Source organism: Anaeromicropila herbilytica, from assembly GCF_016591975.1.
Lineage (GTDB): Bacteria > Bacillota > Clostridia > Lachnospirales > Lachnospiraceae > Anaeromicropila > Anaeromicropila herbilytica.
In genome coordinates, this window is record NZ_AP024169.1 from 4,740,394 (window position 1) to 4,754,709 (window position 14,316).

The window sequence follows — 14,316 nt, forward strand, 5'->3', positions numbered from 1 at the left end:
GCGTATCTTTTGTCATTTGTCGTCCAAATCATTATATCAAATAGTTCCTAAATATGGTAGTAAACATTTTCTGATACTTCTTAGTTATATAGTAAAAACCTTAGCTTTCAATGAGTGCTTGGAAAAAGTCTCATCTAAACTAAGGTTTTTCTATTTTTAAGTTATCTTTTATAAAATGCGATTACTTTTGAATTTCCTGCTTTGCGAGATATCCCTCTTTCTTAAACTTAGAACATAGTACTTCAATTCTTTTTGGGATTGCTTTAACCATATGAAGACGAACTGGCATAGACTTTAAATGTTCTAATGATAATCCTCTAAGAACAATAACTTTGTTATACTCTTCTGAGAACAAGTCTACCATTGTTGCAACTCCTTCAATTTGTACTCCCTCAAGCTTATCAAATCCCTCATATTCCTGATATACTGCTACCGCTACCTCAGGACTTACTGATAGATTAATAAATTTTTCTCCACCTTCACTTAGAAAATAAAGATTATTATTATAGTATGTATACTCGATTGGTGTAGCTCTTAGATTACTACCATATCCTGTGCATAATGTACAGGTATTGTGTGACTTTAAGATATTTGCTATTTCCTTCTCGAGAAGCTCCTGTGGCATATTGGAGGTATCCATAAGTCTTCTCTTCAAATCTCTTAGTTCACGAGCCATTTTCTCATTGTTATCCATACTATAATGAATATAATCGCAAAATATATTACACTCACTAAACCTGGTACTAAGTTCCTTCCATTCAAGAGCTATCCTTTTCTCTGTTACCTCATTTCTACTATCTCCATCAACAAAAATATAGGTAACTGCTATTAAAATATCTGCAAATTGATTCTTATATTCTTTAATAAATGCATCAAGTTCTTTATTCACGCTCAAAGTGTAGGCATTAAGCGTAAGAACAAGTTTGTCAATTCCACCAATCTCCCCATGATAATTGTTCAGATGTTGTACAGATGCTGGACCAAACACTTTATGTAGTAAGTCAAGTAAGTTATTATCAAAGACCTCATCATCATATAGAATTAAGGTACGATTCATATATTCTCCTCCAATCTTTTACCAGATCAAACCCAGTTCATATTACTACTTTAAACGTTTATACTGTTCGCATACTCTCTTTTTATATAGGATTGCATTCTTTGGACATATATTAATGCACCTCATACAGAATAAGCATTTCCGACCAAACCGTGGTTTACCTCCTTGCATTATGATATTTTTCCTAGGGCATTTCTTAGCGCACGCACCACAACCAGTGCATTGTTTTGAAACAGAATACTTCATACCAAAGATAGGGAATAGCTTCGTAAAGACAACGCCGGATAGATGCGATACTACTCGAAAGAAAATTCTTGGGCTCTCCTTCATTTCCTTTCCATTAAGAAATTCTTGAACTAGTGGTTCTAACTCACGATTCAGTTTCTCTAGATTGGCTTGTATCTTCTCCTTATCAGTAAGTGGAAAAGCTTTGAATATTACCATATTGTTTGCAATTTGAAAACTTTTTGTGACAGTTACCTTGTAATTCTTCCTCTTGAGTATTCGTTCAATCTTACCAAAGTCTGTCTCCAAGTATGCTGCTTGCGTACAAAATACCATAGTTGGTATGATCTTATCACTTTTTGGTAACTTCTTTTTTAAGTATCCAATGAAATCTAGAACAGGATATTCATAATATTTTGGACACCCGAGTATTAGTAGATCAAAAGCATTTGGGTTAATCTTATACTTTTCTTCAATTGAATGAACCTCTGATTTTATTCCTGAATCATTCATAATTGAACCAATTTTCTTAGCTACATATTCTGTGTTACCAGTACCACTAAAATAAAGTATCAAAGCCTTCATACTGCATTCTCCTATTTTTATAAAATAATATTCTTAGTTATAGGTAGTATATCATATCTCAAGTATCTTTTCCATTATTTTACTTTCTCGTGATGTATATTAACGAAAAATAGATGTCTTTCAGACAGTTAACTCTATCCGAAAGACATCCTACCAATTGTCTTATTATCACTATTTTATATTTTTATATATCCAATTTTATACTATTCTATCTTCTATCGCTTGTAATGCATAAAGCGTTTCTGGATCGATATCAATACACTTCCTAGTATCTCTATTTCCTGATAAATCCCATGCCAGAGTATCATTCATAATTGTGCAAGTATTCATAAAAACATTCTTATCTTTTAATGGTTGAAAAATTTCTTTCTCCAATAACGGTTCAACATGATACAGAACAATCTTTCCGTCTTCAAAATGAACAGTAACCGTATAATTTTCATTTGGTGCTACTTGAACTATTTCAGGAAACATATCTTCTCACCTCCAAATTATATCAATGGACTGATTCCATTCAATGGCTTTCCATCTTTTGATAATTCCCAATTTTGCATTAATTCATCCTGATGAATCACACACCAAGCTAATACCAGTTTAAGTTGTCTGGATGGCAATACACCTTTTATTACTCTAGCATTACAAATATCCACCAAAGCTTTATTTCCCCATCAATTATATTTCTATAAGTATTTTACTACAGTTCCATAAAAAAATACACAAAAATCCTCATAGGTCTAAATCAATCCTTTGATTATGATGTGAGTTGCCCGACGAATGATGTTATCTTGTGGTGGCATTCGGTCTATTTTCTATAGATATATTACTATTTGCCCATATCATCCTATCATTTTTCCATATAAAATAAATACAAACTGGCATTGTAATCATCTCCGTCACTGGTGCGACCATCCACACCCCTGTCATACCAAATAGAACTGGAAAGAAAGCGATACAAATCAATAACACAATAAGCCCTCGCATAACAGATATCGTAGCAGACTCTTTTGCTCTTCCAATCGACGTAAAATAAAAGCATGTAATAGTATTAATACCGGAAAACAGAAAGGAAAGTGTAAAAATTGTAATACCTGATTGAACCATCTCTTTTACCGCTTCACTTTTTACAAATATACCACTATACCAGCCTGAGAGAAAGAACATGACACAAAACACAATCACTCCTGCAACAAACACATACCCATTTGTACTTTTTCGAATGCTTTTCGCTAGATTCTTATCCCCTGCTCCATACGTAAAACTGACGAGCGGACATATTCCCTGTCCAAATCCAATCAGAATCATGCTAAATACATATGAGATATACCCAACAATCGTAAATGCTGTTACACCATCCACTCCAATATTTCGCATGATTACTAAGTTGTATAAGAACATCGTGATACTCATTGAGATCTCCCCGATAAATTCTGAAAAACCAATCATTACTGTTCTTATTGCTACTTCTCTAACGAATTGAAACCTTTTAAACTTGAACACACTTGATTTACGAATAAAATAGTATAGAATGCACAGTAAGCAAAGACACGACGAAAGTAAGGATGCCAACGCAATCCCCTCAATCCCCATATGCAATTTTCCTGCAAAAAGATCATCTAAGATTATATTGCCTACCACATTCAGGATACTTATCTTCATAAAAAACTGTGGATTACCTTCCCCTCGAATGAACATACCAAATGCATTATTAATTACCAGTACAGGGAGTTCCACTAACATAATCATATAGTATCCCAAAAAGTAATGCGCCACTTGATCATCCACCTTTAGAATACTTAAGATAGGTCGAAACGATACCCATGCCAATAAACTTACTCCAAAGGTAACCAATACGGTTGTAAACATAGTCTGATTAAATATCTTATTGCACTTCTCCTTATCTCCTTCTCCAAGTGCCATACCTGCAAGTGAACTTCCACCTACTGATAGCATAAGTCCCAGCCCAAGGTACAGATAGACAATAGGAAGTCCTAGATTAATTGCTGCAATTCCTTCCTTACCAACATAACGTCCCGTAAAGAACCCATCTGCTATTGTTATCAATGACGTCAGCACCATCGCAATAATTGCTGGAACTGAAAACTTAAATATCATTTTTCCTCTGTTATTTCTGATCTTCTCTAAATCCATAAAAATAACTCCTTTCTTAATGGCATCTCTAATTGTCAGATACCATTATAGAAAAGAGTTATTAAATATACTTATGAATTCTTGCTCTATTGTAATTGTTCAGTACCATCATTTCATGATTAAATAGATTCTGAGTAACTACGCTTTATTTATATGTTATTCAATTGGAATGTAAATATCCAAAGCCATATACATCGTATCGCAATTGATATCACCGTAACATTCAAAGCCATATCTTTTATCTATCCTATGATTGCTCAATGGAATCCACACATTAAAGAGACTTTGATATGCACCATAGATCTGCCAAGGATATCCCTTAAAATGATAAACTGCGTACTTACCTCCCTCAATAATGCAGGTATTTGGCAGTGTACAACTTCGGTCAACGCTCATGCAAATATCATAAAGGCAGCTATTCGCATCCGTAATAGACACATCATCAAAGGTTCTCTCCAATAACAGTGTACTATTTGTCTGATAATCCTTATACCTATCCAAGAATTCCGTCCAGTCCTCACTTAGATTCTTATAATTTCCAATGCGTCTTTCATAGATCACATATTGATCTTCGATTATCTCAATTGTTATCTTCTCATTACACTCTTCCAATGTATCTATCTTATTTACTGTATTCGGATAAAAAGGATGTAGTATGGATTTCTGGGCAATCTTTTTGCGAAATTCAATCGGCGTAGCCTTATGATGCTGCTTGAAAGCTGCGCTATAGTTGGGTGGACTATATCCATAATCATATCCGATGTCTGTGATTGATTTCACTCTCTCTACTTTTAGGCGAAATGCACTTTGTTCTAGCTTTACTCGCTTAATAAAAGCATAAATACTCTCACCTGTTTCTTCCTTAAATACCCGACTGAAATAATATTTTGAAAAATGGCAGTAATCTGCTACGTCTTCAATGGATATCTCTTCCCCAATATGCTCCATAATATAGCTAATCGCTTGATTTACTACTTCGTTTGTAATCATTATTTATCACCACCAATTTTATCTTCTTATGTCTCTTGTATTATTTAATTTTAAATGTATTTATCATAGCCTGAATTCTAGCACCATAACCTTCTGTTGCTTCTACAAAATACTGAACTTCTATATTGTATATATATGTGCCCTTTTTAATAATGTAATTATTAAGTATAATAGAATTCCACTTTGTACCAGCCTGGGCAGATAGCATCGTACCTTTATATTTCCCAATGGTAGCATTTTTCGTTATCTTAGTTTTAAATCCATTAGCTGAACGTGTTTTGGATAATTTCTTTACATAATCAGAAGCACTTTTATTCTTAATTTTACTTATACTAAAGTACACATATGGATAGATTGCTGGATCCGAATTGTCTGCTATATAACTATCAACCCCGTCTTTTGCTGAATATTTGAATTCAGTACCATATACAATTTCATATCCATCTCCTTTATGAAGCAACCCCTTAACTTTCTCTTTTACCCCTTCAACTTCGACCGTGTATGATGCAGGTTTATCTTTTGTTTCTGATTTGTCTTTCTCTGTCTCATCGGTTGTAGCTTCGGTTGCCTTAGTTTTTTTATCTACTTCAGATGCTTTTTTCGATGCACTTAGATTACTTACATTTTCAAGAGATACATTCTCTTTAATAACAACTGGTTTCTTTTCAATCTCAGCTCTTGAACACCCTAATGATCCAAAGACAGTGATGACACATAATAACATTATTGCTTTTTTCATATTACTCCCATCCGTCGCCTGTGGCGACATTTATAACATAATATTTAACAGTTCTTACCTGTTAAATATAGTATAGCTACCGAATTTATCAAACTCACAATAAAGTTGTAACAGTGTTGTAAACAAATAAATCCGATTCATTATCTAGTCATTAAGTGTAATAATGATAGTAGTACCTTCACCAAGTGTAGAAAGAATCTCAATACTACCACCATGCAATGCTACAATCTTACTGCATATAGATAAGCCAAGACCTGCACCACCTGTTTTTCTGGATCTTGATTTATCAATTCTGTAAAAAGGCTTAGTTACTTTTTCCAGCTTGTCTTCTGGTATTCCCATCCCCGAATCCTGAATGATTACCTTGGAGATATTATTTTGACAATAGATTTTGATATGAATATGACCTCCCATATCCATCGCTTGTATACTATTCTTAACTAGATTACTTAAAAGCATATGAAAAAGAGTTCGATCTACCATAAGATAGTCTACCAATATTTCTTTTGTAACATTTATTTTCTGATTCATTAACTCATGATAAAAGGTTTGACGAAGTTCTTCAACCATTTCTTCACAAAAGTACTTCTGGCGCTCAATATTATGCTCTCTTGCAAAACTAAGCACCATTAATTTAGAATACATATCCCTTATTCTTTTCGATTCAGAATGAATATACATTGCAGCCGTTCTCTTCTGCTCTTCAGAAGCATTTGCACTTAATAAGAAACTAGAATATCCTTGAATCGACGTTAACGGAGTATTCATTTCATGGGATAAATCATCGATAAATGTCTGCAGTTCCTTTGCTCTTTCTTCTAACTCCTGTGTTCTATCCTTTACATCCCTTGCCATCTGATTAAAAGCATTGGCAACATCTCGGAATTCCTTATCATGCTCAGACAAAGAGATATCATATTTACCTGTGGATACAGCCATTACCCCCTTATGCAGAGCATTCAGAGGGCGAGTGATCCATTTTGAGCAAAGGTAAGAAAAAACACCAAGGAAACAGGTAAGAATAATAAGCATAATGGAATACAGTGTAATACTGTTATTCTTTGCTGTATATATCTCGCTAATGTCCCTAGCATATAGAAGTATGACATTGTCATACATCTGTTTCGATATTAGAATATAGTCATTGGAAGTGGAATGAATCACCTGAGCGATCTTTTCTTTCTTCTTAACGGATAGCAACTTTTTATATGAATCCAGTTTTACGGAAGAAAAATTATTGTAAACATATTTGCTGTCCTTATATAACCCTAAATAGATTCCCCTGCTCTTATAATAATCTCCATATCGATCCATAATAACCGTAAGAGTATCTGTCGATGCTCCTGAAAAATCCAGACTATTACTTAATGAAGTTGCAATCAGTTCGAATTCCCCTAGATCTCTTTCCTTTTCTCTATTCATGCTGATGATATGATTCTCGTTAATGATATATGTAATGCTAATTGTTAGCGTGGATAAGGATAACACTAGAATGCTCAGAAATATTTTAACCCATAACTTCACGTTCTAGGTACCTCCAATCTGTAACCAAATTTATACACGGTTTTAATAATATCCTCCCACCCTAATTTCTTTCGAAGTCTTTGAATATGCATATCAACCGTTCTGGTTTCGCCACTGTAATCATACCCCCATGCAATACTAAGTAGCTGTTCCCTTGTGAGCGCAAGATTTTGATTCTGAATCATTGCTTCAAGGAGTGAGTATTCTTGTGCAGTCAATTCGATTTCCTTATCATTTTTAAGTACCAGATGCTTTTTCATATCAACAACAACATTATTATAAGTAAATATATTTTTATCTTTCCCCTCTCTTCTTAGAACTACATCAATTCTTACTATTAATTCCAAAGTCTCAAAGGGTTTAATAATATAGTCCTCAGCACCTAACTGCAAACCTTTCACTCTATCCGTCAATGAATTTTTAGCGGATAAATAAATAACAGGAATAGTTGACTTTTTAAAATCATCAATTAATTCAAAACCATCTTTTCCTGGAAGCATAATATCTAATAAACACAGATCAAAATGCTCTGTCCGTATTTTCTCCAGAGCTTCCTTCCCATCAAAAGCCTGCTCAGTTGTATGTCCTACCATGGTAAGGTTCATTACAATTAGGTCACTAATGGACTTTTCATCATCTACGATAAGTATGTGCCCCATAAAAACTCCTTTATTTTTATTACTAACACGATTTGTAATCTAGTTATAGATTCCGTAATATTAAAAAGCTATAACCAATTAATAATAGTCCGTTCATTGCTATTATTTTATCATGGTTACCAATAATTGTATATGATGTATTTTTCTGATGCTCTCTATTCGTAACATCTTTATAAGAACCTCTTTCATTTGTAGAAGAATACATTTTGAAACTCATACCCTCACATAGATTATTTACAATAGGGTATTTTTAATATATACCACCTTCGGTCAATTTATAGAAAGGTTTTATATATATTAAGTGACACACAACAGACATATTTATATCACTTTTTGTTCACAAAGCTAACATATAATAGAGTTGTAAGTACTTAATATACTGAGAGAAATTTATTATGAATCCAAGTATGTGTTTACACTAAGCTTTTTGGATGCCACGAAAAGAGAATCATTCCACGAAAACTTACTGTATAATCATATCATTTGATGTGCTTATATGGCAGAAAATCTAGTATATGAAATGAGGATTACGATATGAAAAAAGGAAAAATAATTGGTATAGGTATAATATCAGCATTAATTTTGCCTACTACACTTAATGTGGTGCAAATTCCACAGTACAGCAATGTGGCCATCGTTGAAGCAGCAACAGTCAAATTGTCACAGACCGTTTTGAATCTGAAAGTCAAACAAACTTATAATCTTAAAATAATTGGTACAACCAAAAAAGTAACCTGGTCATCTAACAAATCATCTGTAGCTTCGGTATCAACCTCCGGTAAAGTAACTGCTAAGAACAAAGGGACTGCCACCATTACCGCCACCGTTGGTAGTAAAAAGTATACCTGCAAGGTTACCGTAAAAACCGTATATGCAGATGGTACTTATACTGGCACCGGTATTGGTTTCCGTAATGGAACTACGAAGGTTTCGGTTATATTGAAGAATGATGTCATCACAAATATTAGCGTTCTATCTAATCAAGATACATCCAGATTTTTCAATTATGCAAAACCAATAGTTATTGGTGAGATTATGGATTCACAATCCACTAATGTGGATGCGGTATCTGGTGCAACATATTCCAGCAATGGTATCATGGATGCTGTAGCAAATGCACTGAGTAAAGCAAAGAATTAACTGGTAAAGGAAAAGGAAGTCAGGTATTACCAGGCTTCCTTTTCCAACTTAAAACATAAACCATTCATGGAATCATTATTTCCTTGAATGGTTTATTTACTTAATTCTGAATGCTATCCTACTACATATACTACTGTCTTTTATATTGAAGTTTGTCTAACCAGTTTTACAATATCAAGAAACCAATATTACATATCATGTCCACCAATCGCATTCAATTTATCTTTATCAATAATAACTATACTTCTAATTACCTTAGTAATTCCATATAAAGGTTCATAATTTAAGCATCCAGGTTACTGAATTTATTCCATTCCTCAATAGAGAATTCCTACGATGTTGCATCATTTTCTTCTTCGTACGCATTCTCCATTTTCAATGAATCTTCTATCTGTTCCTGATAGAATCTCACACGAATGACTGCCTGTGCCCAGTTGATAGAGACTTGACTGTGTCTGTCCTTTTCCTTTGCCACCCCTGCTATGATATGCAGTAATTCTTCCATGACAGCTTTGGTAAGATAACCTCCTCTCCAATGAAATGTTAGAACTTTGCCCTTTTTAACAGCTTGTTGGCAACGCTTTGCCACATCCTCCAGCTTTGTAAAAGAAAGCTTCTTTTCCTTATAGTAGAAATGGTCACCCTCGATACACGCTGGGATCTTGTATATCACTGGTTCATGATCCTTGAAGATACTCTTATCGTCCAAATTAAAATAATCATATCTCACCTCTTTTTTTCCTAACGTATTATCAAAAGTAGCGTCCAGATGATACCATACTCCATGAATCTTAATCACATTCCATGCGTGACGATATTTGATATTCTTCTCTGGATTATTTTCTGAAATAACAACAATACAAGGAATAGAAAGCTGATCACATAGAGCCTTTACTGATTTTGCAATTCCTTCACAGACACCAACTCCATGTCCTAATGGTCCTATAATTTCATGTGAATACTGTTTCTTTAACTTATCGTAAGTTACATTTTCACAGATAAAATCATGAATATATAGCTCTTTCTCCAAATCACTTTTATCCTTTACGATTCTAGCAAGCTTCTCCACCCTGCTAGTCATCGCTATCTGATGCTCTCTAATTTTATTTTTCTCAAATAAATAGACTGGCTTCATCCTTATCAGCGTGGAATCCTCGTAAAAAGAATAATGAAATGTCGATGCATAAAATATCTCTGGACAATCCAATCTCAATTTATAAAAAATGTCGCTCAGCTCTGCTCCATCTATTCTTGGTACATCAAAGCTTTCCAAAAGCGCCTCAAGTCCATTCTTGATGACTTGATATATTCTTTGTTGTTGTTTATTCATCTGACTGTAATAGTATGGTTCCATTTAACGTTTCTCCAAATCACTTTCTCTTTGTCAATCATTTCAGAATTTCTTAATAGATTTGTATATATTCTCTTACTTATGTGGTAAAGATGGCTTTCTATCTTTTCCATAGCCAGTTTAATTACGCCTTCAATTAAGACATGCTGAAATTGATTTTAACGTAAAATTACTTATAGTCTATTATATCAAAATACTTAACTGATACAATAGAATTTTACATACACTCTACGTTAATGGTTCCATTGACTAATATAATATTTTATTTATAAAGGCTTCTTCTGCAACTCTTAATAGCTTATTTTAGTTTTAGTGCTAATCTTTCATGTTGGGGTACAATATTGCCCCTTTTCTAAATGAACATGTGCATCAATCATTTTGAATATCATCAAGAGCCTTAATTAACCCATCTAACAATGCATTTTTATCAACGGTCGCAAAATCTGTAGTATCTATTCTAATATTTGATTCACTTACCACAAACTGATCCATGCCTCTATTGACTATAGCATCTACAAAAGACTCGTATGTAATTTGTTTTTCCATTCTTCCTATATTCTTTTCAGGATAGCACTCATTAACAACATGCCCACGGTGACGTTCTGGGCTGGCGTTTCTCTCTAAGAAACGTTGGTAAATAGTCTTATAATCTCCTGTTAATGTGATAGTGATAGCCTTATAGGAATATTCATCGAGAAGCGATACAAGACCTTCTCTTGATATATTTTCGAAATTGTTCTCTAAAATAAATGCTTTATGAACCTTCATTAATTGCTCTGCTAGATAATAGATGATATTCATACTAGCAATACCAAGTTTGCACTTTTCCTCCCTTGACTGAAATCCTATATCATCATACATTACTTCCTTTATTTTATCCTTAGAGATAACAGGCAACTCCAGATTTGCTGCTATGAAATCTGCTATTGTAGTCTTTCCTGAAGCGGGAATTCCAGTTACTAAGATACAATAATTCATTTTCTATTCCTCCAATTGATTAAAGAACTTTACTTTATATAATAATCTCAGGTATATTTTTTTTCAAACATTCTCGGTATAAAAACAATAATTTGCCACTCTATATAACATATATATTTATTTGTAGCCAGAATATTCACTAATAAATAACGCTAGACTTTTATAATCTAGTGCTATCTACAAATGTATACATATCTAAAATAAAAATAAATCTATTGTAGTGTTAGTACGAATGCACCCACATCCAATCACTTTGTACAAAGTGCTCTTAAAAACACGTAAAAAAACCTCTCAAGATTAGTTTTGAGAGGTTCTGAATAATATCTCTTTGATAAATGTTAGGAACTGTAAATTGAATGTATGCTGGTTTCTTTTATATCAATTTTACGAATGTAATCTATTTACGTCTTAAATAAAGCGTTCTCTAAGTAACGCTTTGGCTTTTGTTCTTATTGAATGAATATCATTGTGTTTACTATTTGCTACAATTTTAGTATATTCAATACTATATTTTTTATATAAATCACTTGCAGTATCAATAAATAATTGATAGTACGCATTTGCCAAGTCAAAAATACAGAAATAATAATATTTATTTTGGTTCAATCCCAACTTTTCATATATTCTCTTTCCTTCTTCTAAATTGCTTGATGCTTTTTTACTATCTTTATTTTCATATTGCAAAAACCTACCATATTCTCTTAGCGTGTTAGCATATGATACAGTACCTCTAATATTTGAATATTGTAAATCAATTGACAATAAACAATTTTCATATGATGCCTTTATAGCTCTTAAAATATTCTCCCTTTCTTTATCACTCATTTCAGCCAATAATAATGCATTCAGTATTCGAGTTTTTTGGAAATATATATATGGATGCTTAGATGTCATTTCAATTTGTTCAAATCTGGTTTTTATTTCTTTTAAATCAAAATTTTTTATTCCATATTTTATTGTTTGAGCAACATTTAGTTTAGAATATAAATTAAATGCATTCATTATAGCTAATTCATCTACTACATTCAAAGGTTTCCAATCTTCTAATATATCTGAAATATGTTTATTACTATGTTTCATGGATTCTAGATGCTTTTTTTCTCCATCCATTTCAAATTTATAGTTCCAAATTAAATCTTTTAATTCATTATATTCAAATTCGTTTGGTTTGAACTCTATTAGTAAATATGATTTAGCAAATTCATTAATAGAAATGATTTCATTCTTAATCTCAAGTATTAAACTATCTACTAAAGCTAATATTACTTTTTCAACCTCAATACTGTCCAACTTTCCTAATCGACTTATTGAATATATATCTATTGGTTCATCATACATAACTAAAATTTTAATTATTGTATCTATTGCCTGTTTATTAAATTTTTCTCCATTATATATGTCATCAAATGCGTTTTTCGACATAAAATTAACTATGTACTGAGTTGTTTGTGAATTGACTGAATTTAACTCATTTTCTATTGTTTTTAAAAATACTCCCTGATCCATTCTGTGAAGTGCCAATACCAAAACAAGAGTATTCCCTTTACAGGAAAATACTAACCTTCCAATATCACTATCATTTAAATCAATTTTTAATCCATTGACATCTATATATTCTTTTACAAATTCTATTCCATCTTCTTTTATTTCTTCTAAATGTAATTTACAATTTGTATTTATTCTTTGTTCCGTTCTTGAAGTAACAATGTATTGTATACTATCAGCTGATTCATATAGTATATAATTATCAATCTTTTGTTTCTCAGTATCATTTATTGTTTCGAAGTTATCAATTACTATAAGGCCTTTTTTTCTCATAGTAGCTAGATTATCAGTTCCTAAATACTGTTTTATTTCAGATTTCAATTCAACTAATGTTGTAATTTGCTTCTTTAAATTACATAATTTCAAATTCTTAGTAACATAATCAAAATCTAGTTTCTCTTCCTTCGCAGAAAAAAACAAAATAAAATCAAACCATCTATCTTCAGCAAACATCTTATCAACATATTCTTTAATTAATCGTAAAATAGCTTCAGTTACTAGAGTTGTTTTTCCCATCCCACCATATCCTGACACTAGTATATATTTCATGCGTCCTAAACCGATTTCATTTCCCATAATATATTTATTCAATGTAGTAATTTCATTTTCCCTACATACAAAGTGTCCAACATTTTTAGGTAGAGAATCTAAATTATGACTTTCTAAAACTTTTGAATTTGATATCACTAAAATATCATCTAATTGCGATATTAAATTGTCTTTACTTTCAAACCAAAAATATTTATCCTCAAGTATCAATACTATTTTTCTAATATATCTAATTACGTCTTTACATGATTCCTCACTTATTTTAGCTGCTGGATGACATAAATTATTTCTCACCACTCTATATTTTTCCGAAAAATACATATATTCTAATGCATTAGGGAAATCTTGGAGTAATCCATTAAATATATCTGCATAGAATATGTATGTAATAGAGTATATATCAGAGATCAATAAAAACGCCTCTGCCTTTTCTTCTTTAATATCACACTTTGTTTGAGCTTTATACATATCATAGGCTTCCTGCAATAAATTATATATTTTTTTTGTATCTCTTTCTTTTTTAAATTTATCTAAAAATCCTTGAATTTTTCCATTAAAAATCATTGAATTTTTTATATGTTTATCACGTTGCATTTCTATTGATTCATGTAATTTTTTCTCATCTTCAAAAGACTCTATTATTTTTTCCGAAACATACGATCTAAAGCCAACCTCAAAATATTTTACTGCAGAATGTAACTTTACAGTCTCTTCATTTGATAAATACATTATTCTCGTCTCCTCTTAATTATAGTATTAATAGTTTCTCAACTCTAATGTAACACTTTTACAGTTCATCTAATATTTTACACTAGTTTATTAGTTT

The 14,316-nt window shown here is 32.1% G+C and carries 14 protein-coding genes; 1 reads left to right on the forward strand and 13 read right to left on the reverse strand.

Annotation, left to right across the window (positions count from 1 at the left end):
- Positions 1–181: 181 nt before the first annotated feature.
- From bsdtb5_RS20105 to bsdtb5_RS20150, 10 genes are all read right to left on the reverse strand, one after another.
- On the reverse strand, positions 182–1,057 hold the full coding sequence (locus bsdtb5_RS20105) for a pyridoxamine 5'-phosphate oxidase family protein (protein ID WP_271713736.1): 876 nt from the start codon (positions 1,055–1,057) through the stop codon (positions 182–184).
- Positions 1,058–1,102: 45 nt separating this feature from the next.
- Complete coding sequence (locus tag bsdtb5_RS20110) at positions 1,103–1,867, reverse strand: EFR1 family ferrodoxin (RefSeq protein WP_271713737.1); 765 nt, start codon at positions 1,865–1,867, stop codon at positions 1,103–1,105.
- A gap of 198 nt (positions 1,868–2,065) precedes the next feature.
- The gene (locus bsdtb5_RS20115) at positions 2,066–2,341 is read right to left on the reverse strand and encodes a DUF2442 domain-containing protein (protein ID WP_271713738.1); all 276 of its coding nucleotides are present in this window, start codon (positions 2,339–2,341) and stop codon (positions 2,066–2,068) included.
- Positions 2,342–2,358: 17 nt separating this feature from the next.
- The gene (locus tag bsdtb5_RS20120; protein ID WP_334297415.1) at positions 2,359–2,517 is read right to left on the reverse strand and encodes a DUF4160 domain-containing protein; all 159 of its coding nucleotides are present in this window, start codon (positions 2,515–2,517) and stop codon (positions 2,359–2,361) included.
- A 130-nt stretch (positions 2,518–2,647) separates the two neighbouring features.
- Positions 2,648–4,015: an MATE family efflux transporter gene (locus tag bsdtb5_RS20125; RefSeq protein ID WP_271713739.1), complete on the reverse strand. Its 1,368-nt coding sequence runs from the start codon at positions 4,013–4,015 to the stop codon at positions 2,648–2,650.
- Between the two features lie 156 nt (positions 4,016–4,171).
- Positions 4,172–5,005, reverse strand: coding sequence for an AraC family transcriptional regulator (locus tag bsdtb5_RS20130; protein ID WP_271713740.1), 834 nt, complete (start codon positions 5,003–5,005; stop codon positions 4,172–4,174).
- A 40-nt stretch (positions 5,006–5,045) separates the two neighbouring features.
- Complete coding sequence (locus bsdtb5_RS20135; protein WP_271713741.1) at positions 5,046–5,744, reverse strand: hypothetical protein; 699 nt, start codon at positions 5,742–5,744, stop codon at positions 5,046–5,048.
- Between the two features lie 144 nt (positions 5,745–5,888).
- On the reverse strand, positions 5,889–7,268 hold the full coding sequence (locus tag bsdtb5_RS20140) for a sensor histidine kinase (RefSeq protein WP_271713742.1): 1,380 nt from the start codon (positions 7,266–7,268) through the stop codon (positions 5,889–5,891).
- A complete protein-coding gene (locus tag bsdtb5_RS20145) occupies positions 7,265–7,927 on the reverse strand; it encodes a response regulator transcription factor (RefSeq protein WP_271713743.1) in 663 nt (220 codons plus the stop codon). The genes bsdtb5_RS20140 and bsdtb5_RS20145 overlap by 4 nt, the downstream gene beginning before the upstream one ends.
- A gap of 43 nt (positions 7,928–7,970) precedes the next feature.
- Positions 7,971–8,144, reverse strand: coding sequence for a hypothetical protein (locus bsdtb5_RS20150; protein WP_271713744.1), 174 nt, complete (start codon positions 8,142–8,144; stop codon positions 7,971–7,973).
- 317 nt (positions 8,145–8,461) lie between these two features.
- On the opposite strand from bsdtb5_RS20150, the gene bsdtb5_RS20155 reads away from it, so the two are divergent.
- On the forward strand, positions 8,462–9,067 hold the full coding sequence (locus bsdtb5_RS20155) for an FMN-binding protein (RefSeq protein WP_271713745.1): 606 nt from the start codon (positions 8,462–8,464) through the stop codon (positions 9,065–9,067).
- Between the two features lie 331 nt (positions 9,068–9,398).
- Here the strand turns inward: bsdtb5_RS20155 and bsdtb5_RS20160 are convergent, their stop codons facing one another.
- The 3 genes from bsdtb5_RS20160 to bsdtb5_RS20170 all read right to left on the reverse strand — a co-directional run bounded on the left by bsdtb5_RS20160 (position 9,399) and on the right by bsdtb5_RS20170 (position 14,219).
- A complete protein-coding gene (locus tag bsdtb5_RS20160) occupies positions 9,399–10,421 on the reverse strand; it encodes a transglutaminase domain-containing protein (RefSeq protein ID WP_271713746.1) in 1,023 nt (340 codons plus the stop codon).
- A 366-nt stretch (positions 10,422–10,787) separates the two neighbouring features.
- The gene (locus bsdtb5_RS20165) at positions 10,788–11,396 is read right to left on the reverse strand and encodes an AAA family ATPase (RefSeq protein ID WP_271713747.1); all 609 of its coding nucleotides are present in this window, start codon (positions 11,394–11,396) and stop codon (positions 10,788–10,790) included.
- Positions 11,397–11,804: 408 nt separating this feature from the next.
- Positions 11,805–14,219 carry an ATP-binding protein gene (locus bsdtb5_RS20170; protein ID WP_271713748.1) on the reverse strand — a complete coding sequence of 805 codons (2,415 nt, stop codon included), beginning with the start codon at positions 14,217–14,219 and terminating at the stop codon, positions 11,805–11,807.
- Positions 14,220–14,316 lie beyond the last annotated feature (97 nt).

What these genes read in the sequence shown, in the direction of transcription:
- bsdtb5_RS20130 (WP_271713740.1), bottom strand. Translation starts at nt 5,005, where the DNA reads ATGATTACAAACGAAGTAGTAAATCAAGCGATTAGCTATATTATGGAG.
- bsdtb5_RS20150 (WP_271713744.1), bottom strand. Translation starts at nt 8,144, where the DNA reads ATGAGTTTCAAAATGTATTCTTCTACAAATGAAAGAGGTTCTTATAAA.
- bsdtb5_RS20160 (WP_271713746.1), bottom strand. Translation starts at nt 10,421, where the DNA reads ATGGAACCATACTATTACAGTCAGATGAATAAACAACAACAAAGAATA.
- bsdtb5_RS20115 (WP_271713738.1), bottom strand. Translation starts at nt 2,341, where the DNA reads ATGTTTCCTGAAATAGTTCAAGTAGCACCAAATGAAAATTATACGGTT.
- bsdtb5_RS20110 (WP_271713737.1), bottom strand. Translation starts at nt 1,867, where the DNA reads ATGAAGGCTTTGATACTTTATTTTAGTGGTACTGGTAACACAGAATAT.
- bsdtb5_RS20165 (WP_271713747.1), bottom strand. Translation starts at nt 11,396, where the DNA reads ATGAATTATTGTATCTTAGTAACTGGAATTCCCGCTTCAGGAAAGACT.
- bsdtb5_RS20105 (WP_271713736.1), bottom strand. Translation starts at nt 1,057, where the DNA reads ATGAATCGTACCTTAATTCTATATGATGATGAGGTCTTTGATAATAAC.
- bsdtb5_RS20125 (WP_271713739.1), bottom strand. Translation starts at nt 4,015, where the DNA reads ATGGATTTAGAGAAGATCAGAAATAACAGAGGAAAAATGATATTTAAG.
- bsdtb5_RS20145 (WP_271713743.1), bottom strand. Translation starts at nt 7,927, where the DNA reads ATGGGGCACATACTTATCGTAGATGATGAAAAGTCCATTAGTGACCTA.
- bsdtb5_RS20170 (WP_271713748.1), bottom strand. Translation starts at nt 14,219, where the DNA reads ATGTATTTATCAAATGAAGAGACTGTAAAGTTACATTCTGCAGTAAAA.
- bsdtb5_RS20135 (WP_271713741.1), bottom strand. Translation starts at nt 5,744, where the DNA reads ATGAAAAAAGCAATAATGTTATTATGTGTCATCACTGTCTTTGGATCA.
- bsdtb5_RS20155 (WP_271713745.1), top strand. Translation starts at nt 8,462, where the DNA reads ATGAAAAAAGGAAAAATAATTGGTATAGGTATAATATCAGCATTAATT.